Genomic DNA, 22,428 nt, shown 5'->3' with positions numbered 1-22,428 from the left:
CTTTGCATTCTTTTATAAAATCATTATGGAATGTAACAAGTGGGAAAAAGCGTATTTAATTTGTGATTTATGTATTGTTGTTACTGCCATTTTTACATTAGAGTGGTACCTGTTTAATAAACCTTCTGCAAATATCTTATTCTTATCAATTGGAGATGTTTTTCTCTCATTTATTTTTCCAATTATAGATTTATTACTTCTTTTATTAGGAGTGAGTCTAATCTTTCGACCAGCTATTTTTAATGCGAAAAGTAAATTATTTATTTTTATCCTCGTATTAACTGGATTGGCTATTACAGACTACTTGTATTTTTACTTACAAGATGATTTATCAGATCGTTCAGTTATATTATTAAGGTGTTTGTATAGAGTTTTCCTATTATTTATCGCTATTGCTGCTTCGATCCCAAAGAATGCATCTTCTAGAAGGAATTATTTTATTATCGATCCCACATTTGGGAAGAAACTTCTTGTTATATTTCCTTATCTTGCAGTTGCGGTATTAATTGGCTTTACTTTAAAAGAGCAAAATTCCTCGGCTACAGTTATTACTGGAAATTGTATTGCATTTGTATTTGTGCTGATTCGTCATACAATCGTACGAATGCAAAACAGAAATTTAACCGAGATGTTAAAAGTGTTTAATAATCAATTAGAACAAAAAGTATCTCAAAGAACAGAAGATTTAATAAACAAATCCAATGACTTGGTCAAAAATCAAGAGAGATTTAAGTCATTATATGAGTATCATCCAGATCCTATATTAACGATTGATTCAAATGGTACTGTGTTAAATATAAACCAGGCTGGAAGTATGTTATTAGGAAAAAACAGTGATGAATTAATAGGTAAAGAGTGCTTCTCAATTTTTTTAGATGAAGATAGATCTGAATTGGAAGCGGCTCTACAGGAAGGGAAACGATGCAGTTCGGCTTCGTTACAATTACGTGTGAAAAATAATAATGAGAAGGACATTCATTTTTGGTACGTCACCATTGTTCCAATTATGATAGAAGGGCAAACTTTTGGGAGTTATGTAATGGTAAAAGACATTACGAGAATGAAGCAACAACAAGATGAGATAAACTATCTAGCATTCCATGATACAGTGACGGGGATTGGAAATCGAATATTCTTCCAACAAGAATTAGAAAAATCCATTGGGCGTGCACAAAAAACGCAGGATGAATTTGGACTCTTGTATATAGATTTAAATCGTTTTAAGACTATTAATGATACACTGGGACATTCAATTGGTGACAGTGTTTTAAAAGAAGTTGCTAAACGTTTTAGGACATGTCTGTTACCGGCTATTCCTCTAGCGAGAATAGGGGGAGATGAGTTTGCAATCATAGTCCATAACCATACAGAGCAACAGCTATTGGATTTGTGTGAAACTCTATTTCGTATAACTGAAGAAGCATTTGTAGTAAATCAGCATAGCTTTTACTTATCTCTTAGTATAGGAATAGCAGTGTATCCGTTTGGAGGAATAAATACTACTACACTTTTACAACATGCTGATATTGCTATGTATAGTGCAAAGGAAAAAGGTAATAATGCTGTTTGCATGTATGACGAGACATTATCAAAAAAAATAACAAGACGATTACGATTAGAACAGGATTTACCTAATGCATTAGAAAATAATGAGTTGTTTCTATTATATCAACCACAAGTTAATAGTAAGGCTGGTATGGTTATTGGTGCAGAGGCTTTAATACGTTGGCAACATCCAGAGCTGGGGCTGATTTCACCTTTTGAGTTTATACCTATCGCGGAAGAAACATCGCAGATTATTTCAATCGGGAAATGGACGTTACAGGAAGCGTGTCGACAACTGAAAGAATGGCATTCTGCGGGCTATTCAAATCTAAAAATGGGGATAAATTTATCAGCTATAGAGTTTGAACAGAAGGACTTTGTTCAAACAATCATATCTACTATAGAAGAAATAGGGGTACCTGCTAGTTCGATCGATTTAGAATTAACGGAGCGGATAGCAATGGTAGATGAAAAAGAAACGTTAGCGAAGTTAAAAGCATTAAAATCATATGGTGTACATTTATCAATTGACGATTTTGGCACAGGGTATTCTTCATTAGCATATCTCCCTTTGTATCCAATTGATACCTTAAAAATTCCAAGAGAATTTGTTAATAGGATCGGAAATTCTACTGATGGAAATGAAATTATTCATACCATTATTTCACTAGCGCATACTTTAAACATGAAAGTGATCGCAGAAGGGGTAGAAACGAAGGAACAATTAACAGTGTTACAACGTAATGCATGTTATCTAATTCAGGGCTATTACTACAGTAAACCTGTAAGTGAAGATGAATTCATCAAATTTTTAAGCACAATGTAGCATCACCCTGTCTAAGAAAAACACAATCTAGACTTGTTTTTTGTTGAAATTATAACAAATAGAGGACAGCAAATTAACTGTCAAAATGTTTTAGCATTTAATTTGTCTTAATAGGAAATTCTATTGAGCAAAGACCTTATCTGATTTTTGTTTTAGAAAGGAGAGAAGCGGATGGATTCAATATGGCTAGAGTATGCTTGGGCATTGTTAATTTTAATCGGATTAGAAGGATTGTTATCGGCTGACAATGCTCTTGTCCTAGCAGTTATTGCGAAACATTTACCCGAAGAAGAGAAGAAAAGAGCTATAAATTACGGAATCATTATGGCCTTTGTTTTTCGATTTGCAGCCCTATTTGCGATTTCATTTATTGCAAATGTTTGGCAAATACAGGCGATAGGAGCAGCTTATCTTCTTTACTTAGGATTGAAGCATGTCATTCAGGCGCAATTTGGAAAAGACAATCAAAATATTCATGAGGACGATGAAAAGGAAGCGGCAGGTAAAAGCTACTGGTTCACAGTAGGTAAGATTGCATTAGCTGACCTTGCTTTCGCGATTGATTCAATATTAGCCGCAGTTGCTCTTGCTCTAGGGCTTCCGGATTCACCGCTTGACGATTTCGGAGGTATGGATGGAGGACAGTTCATTGTTGTACTTCTTGGAGGGATCGCTGGACTTATTTTAATTAAATTTGCGGCAACTTGGTTTGTGGGGCTTCTTGAGAAACGGCCAGCATTGGAAACAACGGCATATGCGATTGTTGCTTGGGTTGGTGTCAAATTAGCTGTAATTACACTGGCTCATGAGGATATTGGTATTTTAGACCATGATTTTCCGCATAGTACAACTTGGACGTTGATCTTCTATGGAGTATTAGTTGCGATCGCACTAATTGGTTGGTTTGCACCGGGAAATAAGTCAGCCGAAAATAATCCCGAAAGGTAATAAAAGGGTCAGAGCATTATGTGCTTTGTCCTTTTTAATGATAATTATATTGTGTATTTTTCGATTTAACGCTATAATTACAGTGTTAAAGATGGAATCGTGATATGACCTGTTATGAATCTATCATTTTATTTATGAATAAATGGATTGGTATTTTAGCAAGATGTGCTAATAAACTACTCCACCATGATGATAACGTGCCAAAAATGTGGTGCGTATATTTTCGTGGTGGAGTTTTTTTTATTCTCAAAAAGGGGGAGTAACCATGAACGACAGCATGGTTCATATTACAATTGACGGCAAAGAATATAGTGCTGAGCCTGGTTCAACGGTACTAGGCATCATTAATGAGAACGGAATTGAACATCCACAAATTTGTTATGTGCCGGAAGTGGATCCTATTCAAACGTGTGATACTTGTATTGTAGAAGTTAACGGAAAGCTAGTGCGATCATGTTCTACAGTAGTGACGGACGGTATGAATATTGAATTATCCTCTATTAGTGCGAGGGCAGCACAACATGAGGCGATGGACCGCTTATTGGAAAATCATTTACTTTACTGTACGGTTTGTGACAACAATAACGGGAATTGTAAACTGCATAATACGGCAGAATTAATGGAAATTGAGCATCAAAAATATCCTTATGAGCCAAAAGTTGATGTAAGTGAAGTTGATATGTCTCATCCATTTTATCGCTATGATCCGAATCAATGTATCGCGTGCGGTCAATGTGTAGAGGTATGTCAAAACTTGCAAGTAAATGAAACGTTATCTATTGATTGGGAGGCAGAGCGCCCACGTGTTATTTGGGACGAAGGAGTAGATATTAACGATTCTTCATGTGTAAGCTGCGGTCAATGTGTAACAATTTGTCCTTGTAATGCATTAATGGAGAAATCGATGCTTGGTGAAGCTGGATTTATGACTGGGCTGAAGCCGGATATTCTTGAACCTATGGTCGATCTTATTAAAGAGGTTGAACCTGGATATAGCGGTATTTTCGCTGTGTCAGAAGTAGAAGCTGCGATGCGTGACACTCGTACGAAGAAGACGAAAACAGTATGTACGTTTTGTGGTGTAGGTTGTTCATTTGAAGTATGGACGAAAGGGCGCAAAATTTTAAAGGTGCAACCAACTTCTGAGGCACCAGTTAATGCAATTTCTACTTGTGTAAAAGGAAAATTCGGTTGGGATTTCGTTAATTCTGAAAAACGACTTACGAAACCTTTAATTCGTAAAAATGGAGTGTTCGTTGAATCGACTTGGGAAGAAGCGCTTCATGTAGTGGCGAATAAATTGGGCTCTATTAAAGAAGAGTACGGTAAAGGCTCTATCGGCTTTATTTCTTCTTCTAAAATTACGAATGAAGATAATTATGTTATTCAAAAATTAGCGCGTCAAGTGTTCGAAACGAATAACATTGATAACTGCTCACGTTATTGTCAATCACCAGCGACAGATGGATTGTTCCGTACAATTGGTATGGGGGGAGATGCAGGGACGATTAAAGATATCGCACAATCGGGTCTTGTTATTATCGTCGGTTGTAACCCAACAGAAGGTCACCCTGTATTAGCGACTCGTGTGAAACGTGCGCATAAACTGCACGGTCAAAAACTAATTGTTGCAGATCTTCGTAAAACTGAAATGGCAGAGCGTTCAGATATCTTTATTAGTCCAAAGCAAGGGACGGACCAAGTATGGTTAATGGCTGTTACGAAATATATGATTGATCAAGGTTGGCACGATCAGCAGTTCATCGATGAAAATGTAAACTTCTTTGATGATTTTAAAGATAGTCTCGCGGAATATACGCTTGAATATGCAGAAGAGATTACAGGTATTTCAAAAGAAACGCTCGTTAAAATGGCAGAAATGATTCGTGATGCAGATGGTACGTGTATTCTTTGGGGAATGGGGGTAACGCAAAATACCGGTGGTTCAGATACTTCCGCTGCAATTTCAAACTTACTACTTGCAACAGGAAACTATCGTCGTCCAGGTGCTGGTGCATACCCGCTTAGAGGTCATAATAACGTACAAGGTGCTTGTGATATGGGAACACTTCCAGGCTGGCTTCCAGGATATCAGCACGTTACTAACGATGTAGAACGTGCAAAGTTTGAAATAGCTTACGGAGTAAAAATTGATAACAAACCAGGTCTTAATAACATTGAAATGCTTCACGCAATTGATGAAGGTAAAATGAAAGCTATGTATCTTGTTGGAGAAGATATGGCTCTCGTAGACTCTAACGCAAATCATGTACATGAAGTGTTATCAAGCCTTGAGTTCTTTGTCGTTCAAGATGTGTTTCTTTCTAAAACAGCTCAATACGCTGATGTAGTATTACCAGCAGCGCCATCTCTTGAGAAAGAAGGTACTTTTACAAATACTGAGCGTCGTGTACAAAGGTTATATCAAGTGCTTCCAACGCTAGAAGATGCGAAACCAGACTGGTGGATCGTGCAGGCAATTGCTAATAAGTTAGGCGCAAACTGGAATTATAATCATCCAAGTGAAATCTTTGCTGAAATGGCAAGCTTATCACCACTATTCGCACACGCAAACTATGAAGTGCTTGAAGGGTGGAACAGTTTCCACTGGGGAAGTTTTGATGGAACGAATACGCCGCTTCTATTTAAAGATGGATTTAACTTCCCGGACAAAAAAGCTCGTTTTGCGATAGCTGATTGGGTACGTCCTGCTGCATTCCCAGCAGAATACGATCTTCACATTAATAACGGTCGTATGCTTGAACATTTCCATGAAGGGAACATGACGAATAAATCAACTGGTATTCAATCGAAAGTACCAGGTGTTTTCGTTGAAGTTTCTCCAGAGTTAGCAAGGGAACGTGGAGTGAAAACTGGTTCGTTAGTACGCCTTGTTTCTCCATTCGGAGCACTTAAATTACGTGCACTTGTAACGGATCGTGTAAAAGCGAATGAGCTGTATTTGCCGATGAACTCGACAGATAATGAAACGGCGATTAATTTCTTAACAGGTCCTGCGGTCGATCAACGTACGAATACGCCTGCATATAAACAAACGAAAGTGCGTATGGAAGTGTTACAAGTAGAAGGTGAAAATCCGATGCCAAAAACGAACCCGCGTAATAAAAAGCATCATCCTCAAAACGGTATTGAGGTAAATCGTAAGTGGGCTCGTCCAGGATACGTACATTTAACGGATAACTAGGGAGGAGAAAAGAATATGGCAGCACCTATTCAAGCGATTCAGAAGCAGGAGCTAACTGAGGAAGAACTCAAACAACAAAAACTCGAAGATTTAAAAGAACTGCTAGCGAATAATGAAGAAGCTTTACATCAAATGTTTAATATAGTAGGTGAACTAAATGACATTGGGATGCTGGAAGCTGCAAATTCTATGCTGAAAGCGAAAGAACCAATCACAAAAATTGTCCTAGGCCAAGTCACTCGTGAACCAGTTACAAATTTAATTAATAATATGATGGGCGCTGCAGGAGCTTTAACAGAACTTGATCCGGAACTTACGAAAAAGCTTATAGGTAGTTTATTAGTAGGGCTGGAAGAAGGTAATGAGCATCTACAAAGCAATAAAAAGGTTGGGGTATTCGATCTTATGAAAGTACTAAAGGATCCAGATATTAATCGTGCTATCGGATTTGGTCTTCATTTCTTAAAAGGCATGGGTAAAGGGTTAAAAGAAGAATAGATAAGCAACAATAATAGTAATTCATCTTTACACTTATTTGAAATCATGTGTAAAGATGAATCTTTTCGTCTCAATTTAAGTGAATAGTTTAGATGAAAGGGTCATTTTGGTAGAATAGTTATGATGAAAGAATATGCGAAAAGTTAGTGTTGATGAACAGGGGAGGAATGAGAGTATGTCAAAGATGGTACACGAATTTAATGATATGATCCGAAAGCTTCGAAAGGATTTATTCGGAAAAGGGCCGGAGCGAATTCATACTGTATTTGCTGAAAATATGGCGATTGCTACACTTTATGGGAATTTGACACCTACTGAGAAATTTATTTCGGGAACGATGGATGGTGCGGAAATGGTTCATATGGCTCGAACGAAAATGATTCAAGAAGTGTATGCTGTTAATTCTCGTGAGCATTTAGAGGAACTTGTTGGAGCGAAATTAGTTCATCTGTTTTCAGATATGAAAGTGGAAGAAGATATTGCAGTTTCGGTGTTTGTCTTTGATAAAAATATAACGTGAGAGAAGGATGCTCATCGTGAAATCGATTCAGGTGGAACGGGGGATTTTTAAATATGAGCAAGGGGAATTCAAGCATATAGAGGATAGCATTGTAACAGAGTTTCCTGTAACGGTTAAAATTAACGGCCAGGAATTTGTTACAATGGTTAGTACTCCAGAGTATATTGAAGACATGGTAATTGGCTTTTTAGCCTCTGAAGGCATTATCCGAAAGTATGAAGATATTGATGAAATATGGGTGCAAGAAAAAGAAGGCTATGTCCATGTAAAAACGACGAAAATCAATCCTTATTATCGTGACATGCAAAACAAACGTTATATTACTTCGTGCTGTGGAATGAGTAGGCAAGGGTTTGTTTTCGCAAACGATGCGCTGACTGCGAAAAAAATGAATGATATTCGCGTAAAAATCTCTGCCGAGGATTGTTTTCGGTTAATGAATGATATGCAGCAATCTGCGTCTACGTTTCAACATACAGGCGGCGTTCATAATGCAGCTTTATGTGATGTGAGTGGAATTGTTTTAAGCCGGATGGATATAGGAAGACATAACGCTTTAGACAAAATTTATGGTTATTGTTTAAAAAATAACATTTCGATTGGTGATAAAATTATTGTCTTTAGTGGTCGTATATCTTCTGAAATTCTATTAAAAGTTGCGAAAATTGGCTGTGAAATTATATTGTCAAAATCAGCTCCAACTGAGTTAGCATTAGAGCTAGCGGAGAGGTTAGGGATTACTACAATAGGCTTCATTCGTAATGAATCTTTAAATGTATATACGCATCCAGAGCGGATTATAAATATAAAATAAGTAGAAACGAGGCAATAATCATGAAATCTGTTACATTAGACAAATTAGATCGTCCTTTAAAGGATTTACGTATTTCTGTTACTGATCGCTGTAATTTTCGCTGTCGATATTGTATGCCAGAAGAAATATTTGGTCGTGATTATTCTTTTTTGTCTAATGATAAAATTTTATCTTTTGATGAAATTGAAAGGATTACACGTATTTTCGTTTCTTTAGGTGTAAGAAAGTTACGCATTACTGGGGGAGAGCCTTTACTTCGAAAAGACCTACCTGAACTCATACAGCGGTTAAACGAAATTGACGGGGTAGAGGATATTGGTTTAACGACAAATGGATCATTACTTAAAAAGTTTGCTCCTGATTTATATAAGGCGGGTTTATCTCGTGTGACAGTTAGTTTAGACTCGTTAAATGAAGAGCGATTCTCTTATTTAAATGGGAATAGAAGTAAAGTGAAAACGGTTCTTGCAGGAATACAGGCTGCAGCGGAAGCCGGAATGAAAATTAAAATGAACATGGTTGTTCAAAAAGGGAAAAATGAACAAGACATCGTTCAGATGGCAGAGTACTTTAAAGAGAATAAGCATATCCTTCGGTTCATTGAATATATGGATGTTGGAAATTTTAACGGCTGGGAATTAGGAGAAGTAGTTTCTAAGCAAGAAATAGTAGAGATGATTCATAAAGTTATGCCGCTTGAACGTATTGAAGCGAACTATCCTGGTGAAGTTGCGACACGTTATCGCTATATCGGTAGTGATGAAGAAATAGGAATTATTTCATCTGTAACAGATTCGTTCTGTTCATCATGTACAAGAGCGCGTATTTCAGCAGAAGGAAAATTGTATACATGTTTGTTTGCTTCTAAAGGAAACAATCTTAAAGAATTACTTCGTTCTGGATATACGGATGAGGAAATTACTGATATTATTCGTGACATTTGGAATAATCGTTCAGACCGTTATTCAGACGAACGGTTAAGCAATACGAATAAAAAAACAATGCGGAAAATTGAAATGTCGCATATCGGTGGCTGAGAAACTATTATGAATGTAGATTCTCTTTGTTAACGTAAATAGTGGGAAATGTGCAAGTTTTGTACACTTTCTATGAGTATAGTAAAAATGATGATTGATATTTCTGTAAGAGATATGCAGAGAGATTAAGCAGCATTCAAAAATCCTTACGATGTTAAGGGTTTTTGGTGCTGCTTTTTTTAGATGAGAAAAATGGAGGAATTGGTTATGGCATTTCATAAACCGGAACAAATTGCTGCGCTTGTGATTGAATCCGGTGTTCAAAAGGTAAGGCAACCGCTATCCGCAATGCTTATTCTTGGTTTTTTAGGAGGAGCATTCATTTCGTTAGGATTTTTACTTAATATTCGTGTTCTAGGTAATGTACCGGAGCAATGGGGGAGTTTAGTCAATTTTATAGGAGGAGCAGTTTTTCCTATCGGACTGATGCTCGTTGTGTTAGCAGGAGGAGAATTAATTACGGGAAATATGATGTCGATGTCCATGGCACTTTATGCACGTAAAATCTCATTGAAACATGTGTTAAACAATTGGGCTTGGATTACTTTAACTAATTTCGTAGGTGCGCTTTTCGTCGCGTATTGTTTCGGGCATCTTGGCGGGCTTACAGAGGGAGCGTATTTAGATAAGACGATAGCGATAGCTCAAGATAAGTTACATGAATCTTTCGGGAGAACGTTAATTTTAGCAATTGGTTGTAATTGGCTCGTTTGTCTTGCGCTATGGCTAGCTTACGGAACGAACGATTTGATCGGAAAGATTGTTGGAATTTGGATTCCGATTATGGCATTTGTCGTAATTGGATTTCAGCAAGTGGTAGCGAATATGTTTGTAATTTCAGCCGTTATTTTTGCGGGACACCTTACGTGGATGGACCTTGCGAAAAACTTTGTACCTGTCTTTATTGGAAATGTAATTGGCGGAGCTGGATTTGTTGGATTCGCTTATTTTTCTTGTTATCAGAAACAAAGTGTTATCGAGGAAGATGTGTTGAAAAAATAATCGAATAGGAAGCAAAGTTTTTACATGAAAGGAAGGCTATCTCATGATAGAGCGGTATTCACGACAACAGTTGTTCACTCCTATTGGAAGTAAAGGGCAAGAGAAGATTAGAAATAAGCATGTGTTAATAGTAGGGGCAGGTGCGTTAGGGAGTGCCAGTGCAGAGGCGTTTGTACGTGCAGGTATCGGAAAATTAACGATTATTGATCGTGATTACGTAGAATGGAGTAATTTACAGCGGCAACAACTTTATGCTGAACAAGATGCGATAGAAAAATTACCAAAAGCAATTGCAGCGCAGAATCGTTTAAAACAAATTAATTCAGACGTGCAAATTCAAGCTCTTGTAATGGATGCAAGAGTAGATAATATGGAAGCTTTATTAGGTAGTGTCGATGTCATTATTGATGCAACAGATAATTTTGATATTCGATTTGTAATCAATGACCTGTCACAAAAACACAATATCCCATGGATTTACGGTTCTTGTGTCGGAAGTTATGGCATGAGCTATACAATTATTCCGAAGAAAACACCGTGCTTACATTGTGTGTTGAAAAGTGTTCCTGTTACAGGGGCGACGTGTGACACAGTTGGAATTATTAGTCCTGCTGTTCAAATCGTCGTAGCGTATCAAGTAGCAGAAGCATTCAAAATTTTAGTAGAAGACTACGAAGCAGTTAGAAAAACATTTTTAATGTTTGATGTATGGAGTAATCAATATCATTCTATCAAACTAGGAAAAATCAAAACGGAAGACTGTCCTTCGTGCGGAACAAACAGAACTTATCCTTATTTATCATACGAAAATCAAACGAAGACAGCTGTTTTATGCGGAAGAAATACAGTTCAAATTAGACCGGCGCATAATAGTCATTACAACTTTGATGAGTTAGAAAAAGTACTAAAGAAACACGGGAAAGTAGAGCGGAATCCGTACTTGCTCTCTTGCCAACTTGAAAATTACCGCATAGTCATTTTTCAAGATGGTCGTGTATTTATACACGGAACGAATGAAATTCAAAAAGCGAAACAACTATACTATCGGTTATTAGGGTAATAGAAAGGGATTGGTAATGATGGAAAGAAGGGTGCCGATTACAGTTGAAGAGGCTGTTCGTAAAGTGATGAAATTTGCTAATTGTGGTGTAAAAGAACTAGTACCACTGAAATTAGCATACGGGCGTACGTTAGCAGATGATTTAGTAGCAGATCACGATGTTCCTTCTTTCGACCGCTCACCATATGATGGATTTGCTATTAGGGCAGAAGATACTTTGCGGGCAAGTCGTGAGAATCCAATCGTATTCGAAGTAATCGGTGAAATTGGAGCAGGTTCCGTATTCCATAAAGAAGTCGGAGCGTTTCAAGCAGTTCGAATTATGACAGGGGCACAAATTCCGAAAGGATGTAACACGGTCGTCATGCTAGAACTGACTCGCCATCGTCAATATGAGAATATCGGAAAAAGCTATATGGAAGTGAGGCGCTCATTTAAAGAAGGGGACAACATATCCTTTCAAGGTGAAGATGCACGTAAAGGAACCGTTCTCGCAAAAAGAGGTTGTTACATTAATCCAGGTATTTCAGCTCTTCTTGCTACATTCGGTTATAGCGAAGTGTCAGTAGCGAAAAAGCCTGTCATTGGACTATTAGCGACTGGGAGTGAACTTCTCGATGTAAATGAAGAACTACAACCTGGGAAAATTCGAAATAGTAATATGTATATGATAGCGTCTCAAATTCGAAGAGCAGGTGGAAGAGTAAAATACTTCGGGAAGTTTAGCGACGATTTTAATACGTGCTACGAAGCAGTGAAGAAAGCGTTAAGTGAAGTGGATATGTTAATTACAACTGGTGGTGTTTCGGTAGGGGATTACGATTATTTGCCAGCGATATATGAAAAGTTAGGTGCATCAGTTCTCTTCAATAAAGTTGCAATGCGGCCAGGAAGTGTCACGACCGTAGCGCAATTAAAAGGAAAATTATTATTCGGATTATCAGGTAATCCTTCTGCTTGTTACGTAGGCTTTGAATTATTCGTAAAACCTAGCATTCGTGCGTATATGTTTAGCGAAACACCACATGTAAAACGAGAAAAAGCAATGCTCGGAGAAGATTTTCTAAAACCGAATCCATTTACAAGATTTGTACGAGCAAAGCTGAAGTATAACGAAGGACAACTAGTCGCTTATCCATTAGGATTCGATAAATCTAGTTCCGTTTCTTCATTAGCAGAATCAAACATTTTTATCGTATTACTAGGTGGTACGAGAGGATATGAGAAAGGGATGTTTGTAGACGTTCTTTTATTAGAAGATAACGAAGGTAGTGAATGGCCTTGGACATTCCGTAAAGCGGGGAGAGGTTTTGATGGGACAAGCACTATTTGAAATTGTAGATACTCCGATTGTAGTGGAAGAAGTAACGGATAAAGTAGCAAGAAGAGAAGCAGGAGCCATTACAACTTTTATTGGAACGGTTAGAGAATTAACGAAAGGCAAACGAACGTTACATCTTGAGTATGAAGCATATAAACCGATGGCAGTAAAAAAGCTTACTGAAATTGGAGAAGAAATTAAGAAACAGTGGCCAGATGCAAAAATAGCAATTACGCACCGAGTAGGACGACTAGAAATAATGGATATCGCAGTTGTCATTGCAGTGTCGTCACCACATCGTAAAGTAGCGTACGAAGCGAATGAATACGCAATTGAACGTATAAAGAGAATCGTCCCAATTTGGAAAAAAGAATTTTGGGAAGATGGAACGGAGTGGATTGGAGATCAGCTTGAAAATACTTCGTATCCAGACGGAAAACCAAAGAAGGAAGAATGAGAAGATGATTACAATTTTACTGTTCGCAAATTTACGAGAAGAAGTTGGCTCCGAGAGAGTAGTAATAATAGAAAAACGAGAGATGAATGTTCATCAATTGAAAAAATGGCTGAAAGATCACTATCAATTACAGAAACTGGATAAAGTGATGGTGGCGATTAACGAAGAATTTGTAACGGACGAAGAAATCGTAAAAGCCGGAGATATCGTAGCGTTTATCCCGCCTGTAAGTGGAGGTTAATTTTTTCTATTTGAGTATCAAATCTTTTATACGTTAAGGAGGATCATTATGAGTGAGTTTTCGCACTGGAACGAAGAGGGAAGAGCTAAAATGGTTGATATTTCTCAAAAGGATATTTCAACACGTACAGCTGTTGCGCAAAGTACAATTTCTTTATCAAATGAACTATTTGAAGCAATTCAAAACGGAGGATTGAAAAAAGGAGACCCGCTTCAAGTAGCACAAGTGGCTGGCATAATCGGTGCTAAAAAAACAGCGGATATAATCCCTATGTGTCATCCGATATTAATCCAAGGAACCGACTTTACGTTTCATTATGAAAAGAAAACCGATGGCTATGAATTAATGATACGAGCGACAGTAAAATGTAGTGGGAAAACAGGTGTAGAAATGGAAGCATTAACTGCCGTAACGATTGCAGCTCTTACTTTTTACGATATGTGTAAAGCAGTTGATAAAACGATGGTTATGAAAGAAACGTATTTAGTACAAAAAACGGGTGGGAAAAGTGGAGATTTTTTTCATCACGTAAAATAATTACAATGGAAGGAATGTATATGATGATTACTCACGAACAAATTATGAACGCTTTAAGCCATGTAGAAGATCCAGAGTTACACAAAAGTATTGTGGAATTAAACATGGTAAGAAATATAAAAATTGATGGAACAGAAGTTGGGTTAGAAGTAGTTTTAACAATTCAAGGTTGTCCGTTGAAAGTAAAAATTCAACAAGATATTGAAGACTCTCTTCGAAACATTGGAGCATCGAGAATTTCTTTGACATTCGGTTCTATGACACCGGAAGAACGAGCTGCATTAACAGCGTCTTTAAAGAAAGAGGCTAGAACAGAAACAGGCATGCCGAGTATGCTGAGACCTGATTCAGGAGTACGTTTTATTACTGTAACGAGCGGAAAAGGGGGAGTGGGTAAATCAACTGTGACGATTAACCTTGCTACTGCTTTAGCACGTATGGGCAAAAAGGTTGGGATTTTAGATGCAGACATATATGGATTTAGCATCCCAGCTATGATGGAAACGAATGAAAAACCAACAATGATTGATCAAACAGCAATTCCAGTCGTAAGTCATGGTGTTAAAATTATGTCGATGGGATTCTTCACAGAAGGGAATAACCCCGTTATGTGGCGCGGACCAATGTTAAACAAATGGATTCAAAACTTTCTTGCAAACACGCACTGGGGAGAACTAGACTATCTTCTTCTTGATTTACCGCCTGGAACAGGAGACGTTGCAATTGATGTCGCTGCAATGATTCCACAAGCGAAGGAAATTATCGTCACAACGCCTCATAACGTAGCTTCATTTGTCGCTTCTAGAGTAGGAGTAATGGCAAAACATACGAAACACGATATTTTAGGTATCGTTGAAAACATGGCATATTACGAAGAACAAGACGGATCAAGAAACTATCTCTTCGGAAAAGGCGGTGGTGAAATGTTAGCAGAACAACTGCAAACAGAAGTAATTGCTCAAATACCGTTTGCGAAGCGTGAAGAGAATAAAGGGTCGTGTGTATATGACGAAGACTCGCTCGTTGGGGAGATGTTTACTTCTTTAGCGGAGGATATTATTTATAAAGGATAGGTTGGTATAAAAAGTGGGATACATAGCACGTATGTATCCTACTTTTTATTTTCTTATGGAGTTATTTCAACAGTTTTAAAGGTTATATATTTAAGATTGTAGTAACTGCGAAACCATTTGCGAAATTTGATTTGCTTGTGAAACTGTATTAAATGCAACTAAATGCTCCATCGTAACATTCATCCCACACAACGACTGTCTAGCCATTCATACTTAAAACATTCGTACCAATACGCATAATGGACATTCCTTATAAATTAATATATGGTCTTAAAGCTAATAACGGTTATGAAAAGAAAAAGGGGCTTATGCTCACTTTATCTTTTTGTTTTCATACAGGAGACAAGGCCAAAATAAGCTCTGACCGCCTCTAAGTATGGCTGGAGCTTCTCTCCAGGCTAAAAAGAAAGCCTTTAATCTATCTATATAGAAAAAATAAACCTCTCTGCAAGCAGAGAGGTTTATTCATGAAACTAACTCAAATGGTTTATTGTAATAATTTAGAAACCATTTGTGGAGTTTGGTTTGCTTGAGAAAGCATGCTGATACCAGCTTCGTTCAAGATTTTGAACTTAGTCATTTCAGACATTTCTTTTGCCATGTCAGCGTCTTCGATTTGAGAAGCAGCTGAAGCCATAGCAGAAGACTGGCTCTTAAGGTTGTTTACGTTAAAATCTAAGCGGTTTAATGTAGCACCTAGAGTTGCACGGTTGTCAGCGATTGTTTTAAGGGCTTCGTCAATCTTAGCAACTGCTACTAATGACTTCTCTTCTGTAGCAGCTGTTTTAGCATTCTCATAAGCTTCAACTAAATCTTTTGAACCTTTATTAGCCGTTTCATTTAACTTGGCTTGAGCAGTTTCAAAATCAGACTTAAGTTTAACATCATTTGGATTTGCATTGTAAGCTGCTTTTGCTGAAATATATTCTTTTGCAGTAGGATCAAGAGCGCCTTTAGCTGCTTCATAATCGCCTACTAATTTAGCAGCATTAACATCGTTATCAGAATTACCTTTAGCTTTAGTATATTCAATGTCTCTAGTTGTAACAACAGCTTGTTTAGTATCTACAACAGTTTGTTTAGCATCAAGAGCAGTTTGTTTAGTGTTATATGCATCAATTAATCCTTTTGCAGTAGCATCAGCTTCCATAGTATTTTTAGCAGTATCAAGAGCAGTTTTTAGTCCGTTATTTGTAGGATCTGCATCAAGAGCTTTTTTGGCATCAAGGTAAGCTTTAGCTTTAGTATCTAATTCAGCAGTGTTTTTAGCAGAGTCAAGTTCACCTTTAGCAGTATCACGCTCTGTAGTAGCTTTATTAAGTTCTTCAGTAGCTAAGTCTTTAGCATCTAAAGCTGAAATTGTAGCTTTAGCAAGTGCATTTTCAGTTGAACCAACTGTTAAGTCTTTAATACCTAATGCTTCTAAAGTAGCTGATTTTAAGTCAATTGAAATTTGTTTTGATTGGTCTGCAGAGTCAAGAGTTTGAATATTGATAGATTTGTTAGATCCATCTAAAAGACTTTTATCGTTAAATTGTGTGTTACCAGCAATATAATCGATTTGTTTTTGTAATTCACCAAACTCTTTTTGTAATGCAGCTTGGTTATCTTTTGTATTTGTGTTGTTCGCAGATTGGTTAGCAATATCACGCATACGAAGTAAGATATTAGAAACTGAGTTCATTGCTGAATCAGCTGTACGGATTAATGCCATACCATCTTGTGTGTTATTAGCTGCAACACCTAATCCGCTTTCACGTGCACGCATACGAGTTGCGATAGCAAGACCTGCTGCATCGTCAGAAGCGTTGTTGATACGTTTACCGCTTGATAAACGGTCCATAGCGTTACTCATTTTAGCTTGGTTTTGACGCATGTATTCTTGCGTACGCATGCTATTAATGTTTGTATTAATTCTCATGTTAAGAACCCCCATTTTTTTATATTGACTTTTCTGTTAATTACAAAACGGTAATATACAAAAAAAACAATTTCGAATTTATTGTAATCCTTGCTATAACGGGTGTCAACTTAAAATTTGAATTAATAAATATAAAAAAATAACAGTTTAACAATGTAGTCATTTTTTTATTGCAAAGGATTATTGCAAACTTTTTTAAAAAACTCTAATATTAGATTATCTTTGTTTATCGAAAAGGTGATATTATGGTAGTTGGAAATATAGTAAAAGAAGTTCTTGCATATAAAAAAGGACAAATTCAGCAAAAGTTAAGTAGTCCGCAGGCGTTCGTTAGTAGTCGTTTTCAAGATCAATTGCAGAGTGAACCTGCGAAGGAGACGAAGGTTACTCCGCAAACGGCAAAAGTAGAAGATATGAGTCAGCCGGTACAATCTACGAAAATAGAAACGGTTGTTAATAAACCGGTAGAGCCTATAAAAGTAGAGGAAACGAGTAAGCTTGAGGAGACGGAGAAAGCTGAAACGAAGAAAGTGGATGAAGTGCAAGTCGCGCAAAAAGAGTTTGAGCGACGTTTCCCAGAAACGAAAAATGAGCCTACTGATACGTGGGGATTAACGAATAAGTATAATATTCAGAAAATACGTTCTTCAAATGAGGGTAAGTATGAGGATATTATTGATCGCGCTAGTCGTACATATGGAATTCCGAAAACATTAATTCAAAAAATGATTGAAGTAGAGTCTAATTTTAATCCGAAAACGGTGTCACATGCAGGAGCGATGGGGCTTATGCAGCTTATGCCAGCAAACGTGAAAGAGATGGGTATAAAAAATCCATTTTCACCAGCTGAAAGTATTGAGGGCGGTGTGAAAGAGTTAAGCGGTTATTTAAAGAAAAATAACGGTGATCTCGTATTAGCGCTTGCTTCTTATAATGCTGGTCCTGGTAATGTGAGAAAGTACGGAGGCGTACCGCCATTTAAAGAAACGCAAGGATATATTAAAAAAATATTAAATATCGACGTTTCGAAATAAGAAATTTCATTTATATATAAAGAGAATATGGAATTTTCGTGAACATGATATGGGAGTTGGCTAGATTGAAATTACAAGATGATATTCCGTTAACAATTTATTTTGAAATCGGAAATACAAAAAAGAAAATTGAAGATCTGCTTCATATTACGAAAGGTACATTGTATCGTCTTGAAAATTCAACGAAAAATACGGTGCGTCTTATGCTTGAGAATGAAGAGATTGGAACCGGAAAGATTTTGACGAAGAATGGAAAAATGTACGTTGAAATCGTTGAATTGAAAAGGTAGGGAAGGGGATTTTCATGAGTGGCGATAAATTAAGCCAAGAGCAGATTGATGCCCTGCTGAAGGCGGTAAATGAAGGCGAGGAAATGCCAGCTTTCGCACAAGAAGCAGGGAAGCAAGATAAATTTCAAGAGTATGATTTTAATAGACCGGAGAAGTTTGGTGTTGAGCATTTACGTAGTTTGCAAGCAATTGCGTCGACTTTTGGCAAACAGACGTCACAGACGTTGTCAGCTCGTATGCGTATTCCGATTGAACTAGAGCCTTCGACCGTTGAACAAGTTCCGTTTACGAGTGAGTATGTGGAGAAAATGCCGAAAGATTACTATTTATATTGCGTTATTGATCTGGGCCTTCCAGAGCTTGGAGAAATCGTAATTGAAATTGATTTAGCGTTCGTTATTTATATTCATGAATGCTGGCTTGGCGGAGATAGTAAGCGTAACTTTACGATGCGTAGACCGTTAACTGCGTTTGAGTTTTTAACGCTTGATAATATATTTGCTCTTCTTTGTAAAAATTTACAACAATCATTTGAAAGCGTTGTTGCGATTGAACCGAAGTTTGTAACGACGGAGACAGATCCGAATGCGCTGAAGATTACGACAGCGAGCGATATTATTTCACTATTAAATGTAAATATGAAAACAGATTTTTGGAATACGACAGTTCGTATCGGTATTCCGTTCTTATCTGTTGAAGAAATTATGGATAAGTTGACGTCTGAAAATATTGTCGAACATTCTTCGGATAAGCGTAAAAAGTATACGTCTGAAGTAGAAGTGAAAGTAAATCAAGTGTACAAGCCTGTTCACGTTGCGATTGGTGAGCAAAAGATGACAATGGGCGAGATTGAGAAAATTGAAGAAGGCGACATTATTCCGCTTCATACGAAAGTAACAGACCAACTACGTGGTTATGTAGATGGAAAACATAAATTTAATTGTTTTATCGGGAAAGATGGAACGCGTAAGGCGCTCCTATTTAAAAGTTTTATAGAGTAGGAGGATTTATATGAAGCATGAAGTATCTCCTGTGTCATTAATGGGATTAGAAGAATTTGCCGGGAAGCGAAATGAAGCGGGGAAGGCACATATTGATACCGTTTCAGATATTTCAATTGAACTTGGAGTAAAGCTTGGGAAGTCATCTATTATGCTTGGTGATGTGAAGCAATTAAAAGTTGGCGATGTTCTTGAAGTAGAGAAAAATTTAGGACATAAAGTAGATGTATATTTAAGTGATATGAAAGTCGGTATTGGTGAAGCGATAGTAATGGATGAGAAGTTCGGCATTATTATTTCTGAAATTGAAGCTGATAAGAAACATGCCGCGCTTATGAAGGCGCAAAATCAAATGCAGGATAAAGAGTAGAGGAGGAGTCATATGTCGTATATGACGACCTTATTTCAAGTCGTTTTACTGTTTGGTGCGCTCGGCTATGGTGCATATTATATGACGAAAAAGACGCGCAAACAGCAGTTTTTTAAGCAAGGTGAAAACGGACACATTCAAGTGAAAGACGGCGTGTATTTAAATCATCAAACGAGCGCCTTTTTGTTTGAAGTGGACGGAAAGCAAGTGTTCACTGTTATTAGTAATAACGGTGTACAATCTGTGCAGCTAACAGGGACAGGAAATCAGTTTCAACAAGCGCTAGAAGACGCGGTGAAGAGTGAAACGAAAAAAGTAGAGGATCCATCATGAGAATAAAGAAACAGTTATCGTTATTTGCCGTTATTTTCGTATTTTCTATTATTTTTTCATTTGTTTTTGTAAATCCAGCGTATGCAGCCCCGAACGGCTTTATTAATTTCGAAAATGGAAAAGAGTTTACGAGTAATTCAAGTGTACAACTATTCGCGCTCGTTACCCTTCTATCATTATCTTCTTCTATCGTTCTTTTATTTACGCATTTTACTTATTTTATGATTGTTCTTGGGATTACTCGTCAAGGGCTTGGGGTTATGAATTTACCACCAAACCAAGTGCTTGTTGGACTCGCATTATTTTTATCGCTGTTTACAATGCAGCCAGTGCTTGGTCAATTAAAGAGTGATGTGTGGGACCCGATGACGAAAGAAAAAATAACAGTAAGTCAAGCTGCGGAGACGACAGCTCCGATTATGAAAGATTATATGTCGAAGCATACGTATAAGCATGATTTGAAAATGATGCTGAAAGTGCGCGGAGAAGAGTTGCCGAAAGATTTAAAGGATCTTTCACTGTTTACGCTGGTGCCATCCTTTACGTTAACGCAAATTCAAAAAGGTTTACTTACAGGGATGTTCATTTATTTAGCGTTTGTCTTTATTGATTTAATTATTAGTACACTTTTAATGTACCTTGGGATGATGATGGTACCGCCGATGATTTTAAGTTTACCATTTAAAATACTCGTTTTCGTATATTTAGGTGGATATACAAAAATCGTCGATATTATGTTTAAGACGGTCGCCTGAAGCGTTTGATGCTATGTGATAGGAGTCATATAAATGAATACGTCACCAATTATAGATATTTTCCAAACCTTTTTTTATAAAGGGGTTATGATTTTAATGCCGATTGCCGTTGTAAGTATGATTGTCGTTATTATTATCGCGGTTATTATGGCGATGATGCAAATTCAAGAGCAAACGCTGACGTTTTTACCGAAAATGGCGAGTATTGTGCTCGTTATTATCATTTTAGGTCCGTGGATGTTTCAAGAGTTAACGATGCTTATTTTAGATTTATTTGATAAAATCCCATCGCTATTGCGTTCGTACTAAGATAGGTGAACTGAAATGAATATGGAATTATGGGCGGCGACGTTTTTTGCGTTTTGTCGCATTACTTCATTTTTATATTTTTTACCGTTTTTTTCAGGCCGATCAATTCCGGCGATGGCAAAGGTTACATTTGGACTTGCTCTTTCGATTACAGTGGCCGATCAAGTGGATGTCTCTCACATAAAGACAGTTTGGGATGTAGCTGCTTATGCAGGAACGCAAATTGTAATTGGATTATCACTTTCAAAAATTGTAGAGATGCTGTGGAACATTCCGAAAATGGCAGGGCATATTTTAGACTTTGATATCGGTTTATCACAGGCGAGTTTATTTGATGTAAATGCAGGGTCACAGTCCACTTTGCTATCAACAATTTTTGATATATTTTTTCTTATTATTTTTATTTCACTGGGCGGCATTAACTATTTCGTTGCCACGATTTTAAAGTCGTTTCAATATACAGAGGCGATTTCAAAATTGTTGACGACTAGTTTTTTAGATAGTCTACTTGCAACGTTATTATTTGCAATTACATCAGCGGTTGAAATTGCTTTGCCACTTATGGGCAGTCTATTCATTATTAATTTCGTCCTTATTTTAATCGCAAAAAATGCACCGCAATTAAACGTTTTTATGAATGCGTATGTGATTAAAATTACGTGTGGTATTTTGTTTATTGCGATGAGTGTACCGATGCTCGGTTATGTGTTTAAAAATATGACAGACGTATTACTGGAAGAGTATACGAAACTATTTAACTTTTTCTTAACGAAGTAGGGGGACGCGCATGGCAAAGGATAATAAAACAGAAAAGGCCACCCCGCAGAAGCGTAAAAAATCGCGTGAAGAAGGGAATATCGCCCGGAGTAAAGATTTAAATAATTTATTTTCCATTCTTGTATTAGCAGTTGTCGTTTACTTTTTCGGAGATTGGCTCGGTTATGAGATCGCGAATTCCGTAGCGGTACTGTTTGATCAAATTGGAAAAAATACAGATTCGACCGAGTATTTTTATTTAATGGGCATATTACTTCTGAAAGTATCGGCTCCTATATTAATACTTGTATACGCTTTTCATTTATTCAATTATATGATTCAAGTCGGTTTCTTATTTTCTTCTAAAGTAATTAAGCCGAAAGCATCACGTATTAATCCGAAAAATTATTTTACGAGATTGTTTAGCCGTAAAAGTTTAGTAGATATTTTGAAATCACTGTTTTATATGGGATTAATCGGTTACGTTTCGTACGTTCTCTTTAAAAAGAATTTAGAGAAAATCGTTAGTATGATTGGATTTAACTGGACAGCGTCACTTACTGAAATTATTAGCC

Annotated in this window: 24 protein-coding genes and 1 pseudogene; 24 read left to right on the top strand and 1 reads right to left on the bottom strand. The window is 37.1% G+C overall.

Features of this window, described 5'->3' with window-relative positions; genetic code table 11:
- From AB3X48_RS06660 to AB3X48_RS06590, 15 genes and pseudogenes are all read left to right on the top strand, one after another.
- On the top strand, nt 1–2,371 hold a 2,371-nt coding region (locus AB3X48_RS06660), incomplete at its 5' end, for a sensor domain-containing protein (RefSeq protein WP_367959118.1).
- Between the two features lie 171 nt (nt 2,372–2,542).
- On the top strand, nt 2,543–3,319 hold the full coding sequence (locus AB3X48_RS06655; RefSeq protein ID WP_016104405.1) for a TerC family protein: 777 nt from the start codon (nt 2,543–2,545) through the stop codon (nt 3,317–3,319).
- 104 nt (nt 3,320–3,423) lie between these two features.
- Nucleotides 3,424–3,616 (top strand): annotated as a pseudogene (locus tag AB3X48_RS06650) (hypothetical protein).
- On the top strand, nt 3,585–6,524 hold the full coding sequence (gene fdhF / locus AB3X48_RS06645) for a formate dehydrogenase subunit alpha (RefSeq protein ID WP_016104407.1): 2,940 nt from the start codon (nt 3,585–3,587) through the stop codon (nt 6,522–6,524). The pseudogene AB3X48_RS06650 and the gene fdhF overlap by 32 nt, the downstream one beginning before the upstream one ends.
- 15 nt (nt 6,525–6,539) lie before the next feature.
- On the top strand, nt 6,540–7,022 hold the full coding sequence (locus AB3X48_RS06640; protein WP_016104408.1) for a helical membrane plugin domain-containing protein: 483 nt from the start codon (nt 6,540–6,542) through the stop codon (nt 7,020–7,022).
- Nucleotides 7,023–7,197: 175 nt separating this feature from the next.
- The gene (locus AB3X48_RS06635) at nt 7,198–7,542 is read left to right on the top strand and encodes a Na-translocating system protein MpsC family protein (protein ID WP_000041501.1); all 345 of its coding nucleotides are present in this window, start codon (nt 7,198–7,200) and stop codon (nt 7,540–7,542) included.
- Nucleotides 7,543–7,558: 16 nt separating this feature from the next.
- Nucleotides 7,559–8,356, top strand: a complete 798-nt coding sequence (fdhD, locus tag AB3X48_RS06630) for a formate dehydrogenase accessory sulfurtransferase FdhD (RefSeq protein ID WP_016104409.1) — start codon at nt 7,559–7,561, stop codon at nt 8,354–8,356.
- Between the two features lie 20 nt (nt 8,357–8,376).
- Nucleotides 8,377–9,393 (top strand): GTP 3',8-cyclase MoaA, encoded by a 1,017-nt coding sequence (moaA, locus tag AB3X48_RS06625; RefSeq protein WP_016104410.1) that lies wholly within the window; start codon nt 8,377–8,379, stop codon nt 9,391–9,393.
- Between the two features lie 207 nt (nt 9,394–9,600).
- Nucleotides 9,601–10,395, top strand: a complete 795-nt coding sequence (locus tag AB3X48_RS06620; protein WP_016104411.1) for a formate channel — start codon at nt 9,601–9,603, stop codon at nt 10,393–10,395.
- Between the two features lie 43 nt (nt 10,396–10,438).
- Nucleotides 10,439–11,455 (top strand): molybdopterin-synthase adenylyltransferase MoeB, encoded by a 1,017-nt coding sequence (locus tag AB3X48_RS06615; protein WP_088098907.1) that lies wholly within the window; start codon nt 10,439–10,441, stop codon nt 11,453–11,455.
- Between the two features lie 19 nt (nt 11,456–11,474).
- Nucleotides 11,475–12,788, top strand: coding sequence for a molybdopterin molybdotransferase MoeA (locus tag AB3X48_RS06610; RefSeq protein ID WP_088098908.1), 1,314 nt, complete (start codon nt 11,475–11,477; stop codon nt 12,786–12,788).
- Nucleotides 12,769–13,233 (top strand): molybdenum cofactor biosynthesis protein MoaE, encoded by a 465-nt coding sequence (locus tag AB3X48_RS06605; RefSeq protein WP_088098909.1) that lies wholly within the window; start codon nt 12,769–12,771, stop codon nt 13,231–13,233. Before AB3X48_RS06610 ends, AB3X48_RS06605 begins: the two co-directional genes overlap by 20 nt.
- A 4-nt stretch (nt 13,234–13,237) precedes the next feature.
- Nucleotides 13,238–13,474 carry a molybdopterin converting factor subunit 1 gene (gene moaD / locus AB3X48_RS06600; protein ID WP_088098910.1) on the top strand — a complete coding sequence of 79 codons (237 nt, stop codon included), beginning with the start codon at nt 13,238–13,240 and terminating at the stop codon, nt 13,472–13,474.
- A 48-nt stretch (nt 13,475–13,522) separates the two neighbouring features.
- Complete coding sequence (moaC, locus tag AB3X48_RS06595) at nt 13,523–14,011, top strand: cyclic pyranopterin monophosphate synthase MoaC (protein ID WP_088098911.1); 489 nt, start codon at nt 13,523–13,525, stop codon at nt 14,009–14,011.
- Nucleotides 14,012–14,031: 20 nt separating this feature from the next.
- Nucleotides 14,032–15,084 (top strand): P-loop NTPase, encoded by a 1,053-nt coding sequence (locus AB3X48_RS06590; protein ID WP_016104417.1) that lies wholly within the window; start codon nt 14,032–14,034, stop codon nt 15,082–15,084.
- A 487-nt stretch (nt 15,085–15,571) separates the two neighbouring features.
- Here AB3X48_RS06590 and AB3X48_RS06585 read toward each other — a convergent pair whose 3' ends face one another.
- A complete protein-coding gene (locus AB3X48_RS06585; RefSeq protein WP_078173072.1) occupies nt 15,572–17,005 on the bottom strand; it encodes a flagellin N-terminal helical domain-containing protein in 1,434 nt (477 codons plus the stop codon).
- A gap of 245 nt (nt 17,006–17,250) precedes the next feature.
- On the opposite strand from AB3X48_RS06585, the gene AB3X48_RS06580 reads away from it, so the two are divergent.
- From AB3X48_RS06580 to AB3X48_RS06540, 9 genes are all read left to right on the top strand, one after another.
- The gene (locus AB3X48_RS06580; protein WP_088098912.1) at nt 17,251–18,039 is read left to right on the top strand and encodes a lytic transglycosylase domain-containing protein; all 789 of its coding nucleotides are present in this window, start codon (nt 17,251–17,253) and stop codon (nt 18,037–18,039) included.
- Nucleotides 18,040–18,104: 65 nt separating this feature from the next.
- Nucleotides 18,105–18,329, top strand: a complete 225-nt coding sequence (locus AB3X48_RS06575) for a flagellar motor switch protein FliN (protein WP_000775712.1) — start codon at nt 18,105–18,107, stop codon at nt 18,327–18,329.
- Nucleotides 18,330–18,343: 14 nt separating this feature from the next.
- Nucleotides 18,344–19,330 (top strand): flagellar motor switch protein FliM, encoded by a 987-nt coding sequence (gene fliM, locus AB3X48_RS06570; RefSeq protein WP_088098913.1) that lies wholly within the window; start codon nt 18,344–18,346, stop codon nt 19,328–19,330.
- A gap of 10 nt (nt 19,331–19,340) precedes the next feature.
- Nucleotides 19,341–19,700, top strand: coding sequence for a flagellar motor switch protein FliN (locus AB3X48_RS06565; protein WP_002202516.1), 360 nt, complete (start codon nt 19,341–19,343; stop codon nt 19,698–19,700).
- 12 nt (nt 19,701–19,712) lie between these two features.
- Nucleotides 19,713–20,033 carry a hypothetical protein gene (locus tag AB3X48_RS06560; protein WP_000121176.1) on the top strand — a complete coding sequence of 107 codons (321 nt, stop codon included), beginning with the start codon at nt 19,713–19,715 and terminating at the stop codon, nt 20,031–20,033.
- Nucleotides 20,030–20,788, top strand: a complete 759-nt coding sequence (locus tag AB3X48_RS06555) for a flagellar type III secretion system pore protein FliP (RefSeq protein WP_002118006.1) — start codon at nt 20,030–20,032, stop codon at nt 20,786–20,788. Before AB3X48_RS06560 ends, AB3X48_RS06555 begins: the two co-directional genes overlap by 4 nt.
- Nucleotides 20,789–20,821: 33 nt before the next feature.
- On the top strand, nt 20,822–21,097 hold the full coding sequence (locus AB3X48_RS06550; protein ID WP_002011993.1) for a flagellar biosynthetic protein FliQ: 276 nt from the start codon (nt 20,822–20,824) through the stop codon (nt 21,095–21,097).
- A gap of 15 nt (nt 21,098–21,112) precedes the next feature.
- The gene (locus AB3X48_RS06545) at nt 21,113–21,874 is read left to right on the top strand and encodes a flagellar biosynthetic protein FliR (protein WP_001055697.1); all 762 of its coding nucleotides are present in this window, start codon (nt 21,113–21,115) and stop codon (nt 21,872–21,874) included.
- A gap of 10 nt (nt 21,875–21,884) precedes the next feature.
- On the top strand, nt 21,885–22,428 hold a 544-nt coding region (locus AB3X48_RS06540; protein WP_367959106.1), incomplete at its 3' end, for an EscU/YscU/HrcU family type III secretion system export apparatus switch protein.

The organism is Bacillus sp. S4 (assembly GCF_040838205.1).
Lineage (GTDB): Bacteria > Bacillota > Bacilli > Bacillales > Bacillaceae_G > Bacillus_A > Bacillus_A cereus_U.
This window is presented reverse-complemented; position numbering and strand designations above follow the sequence as displayed.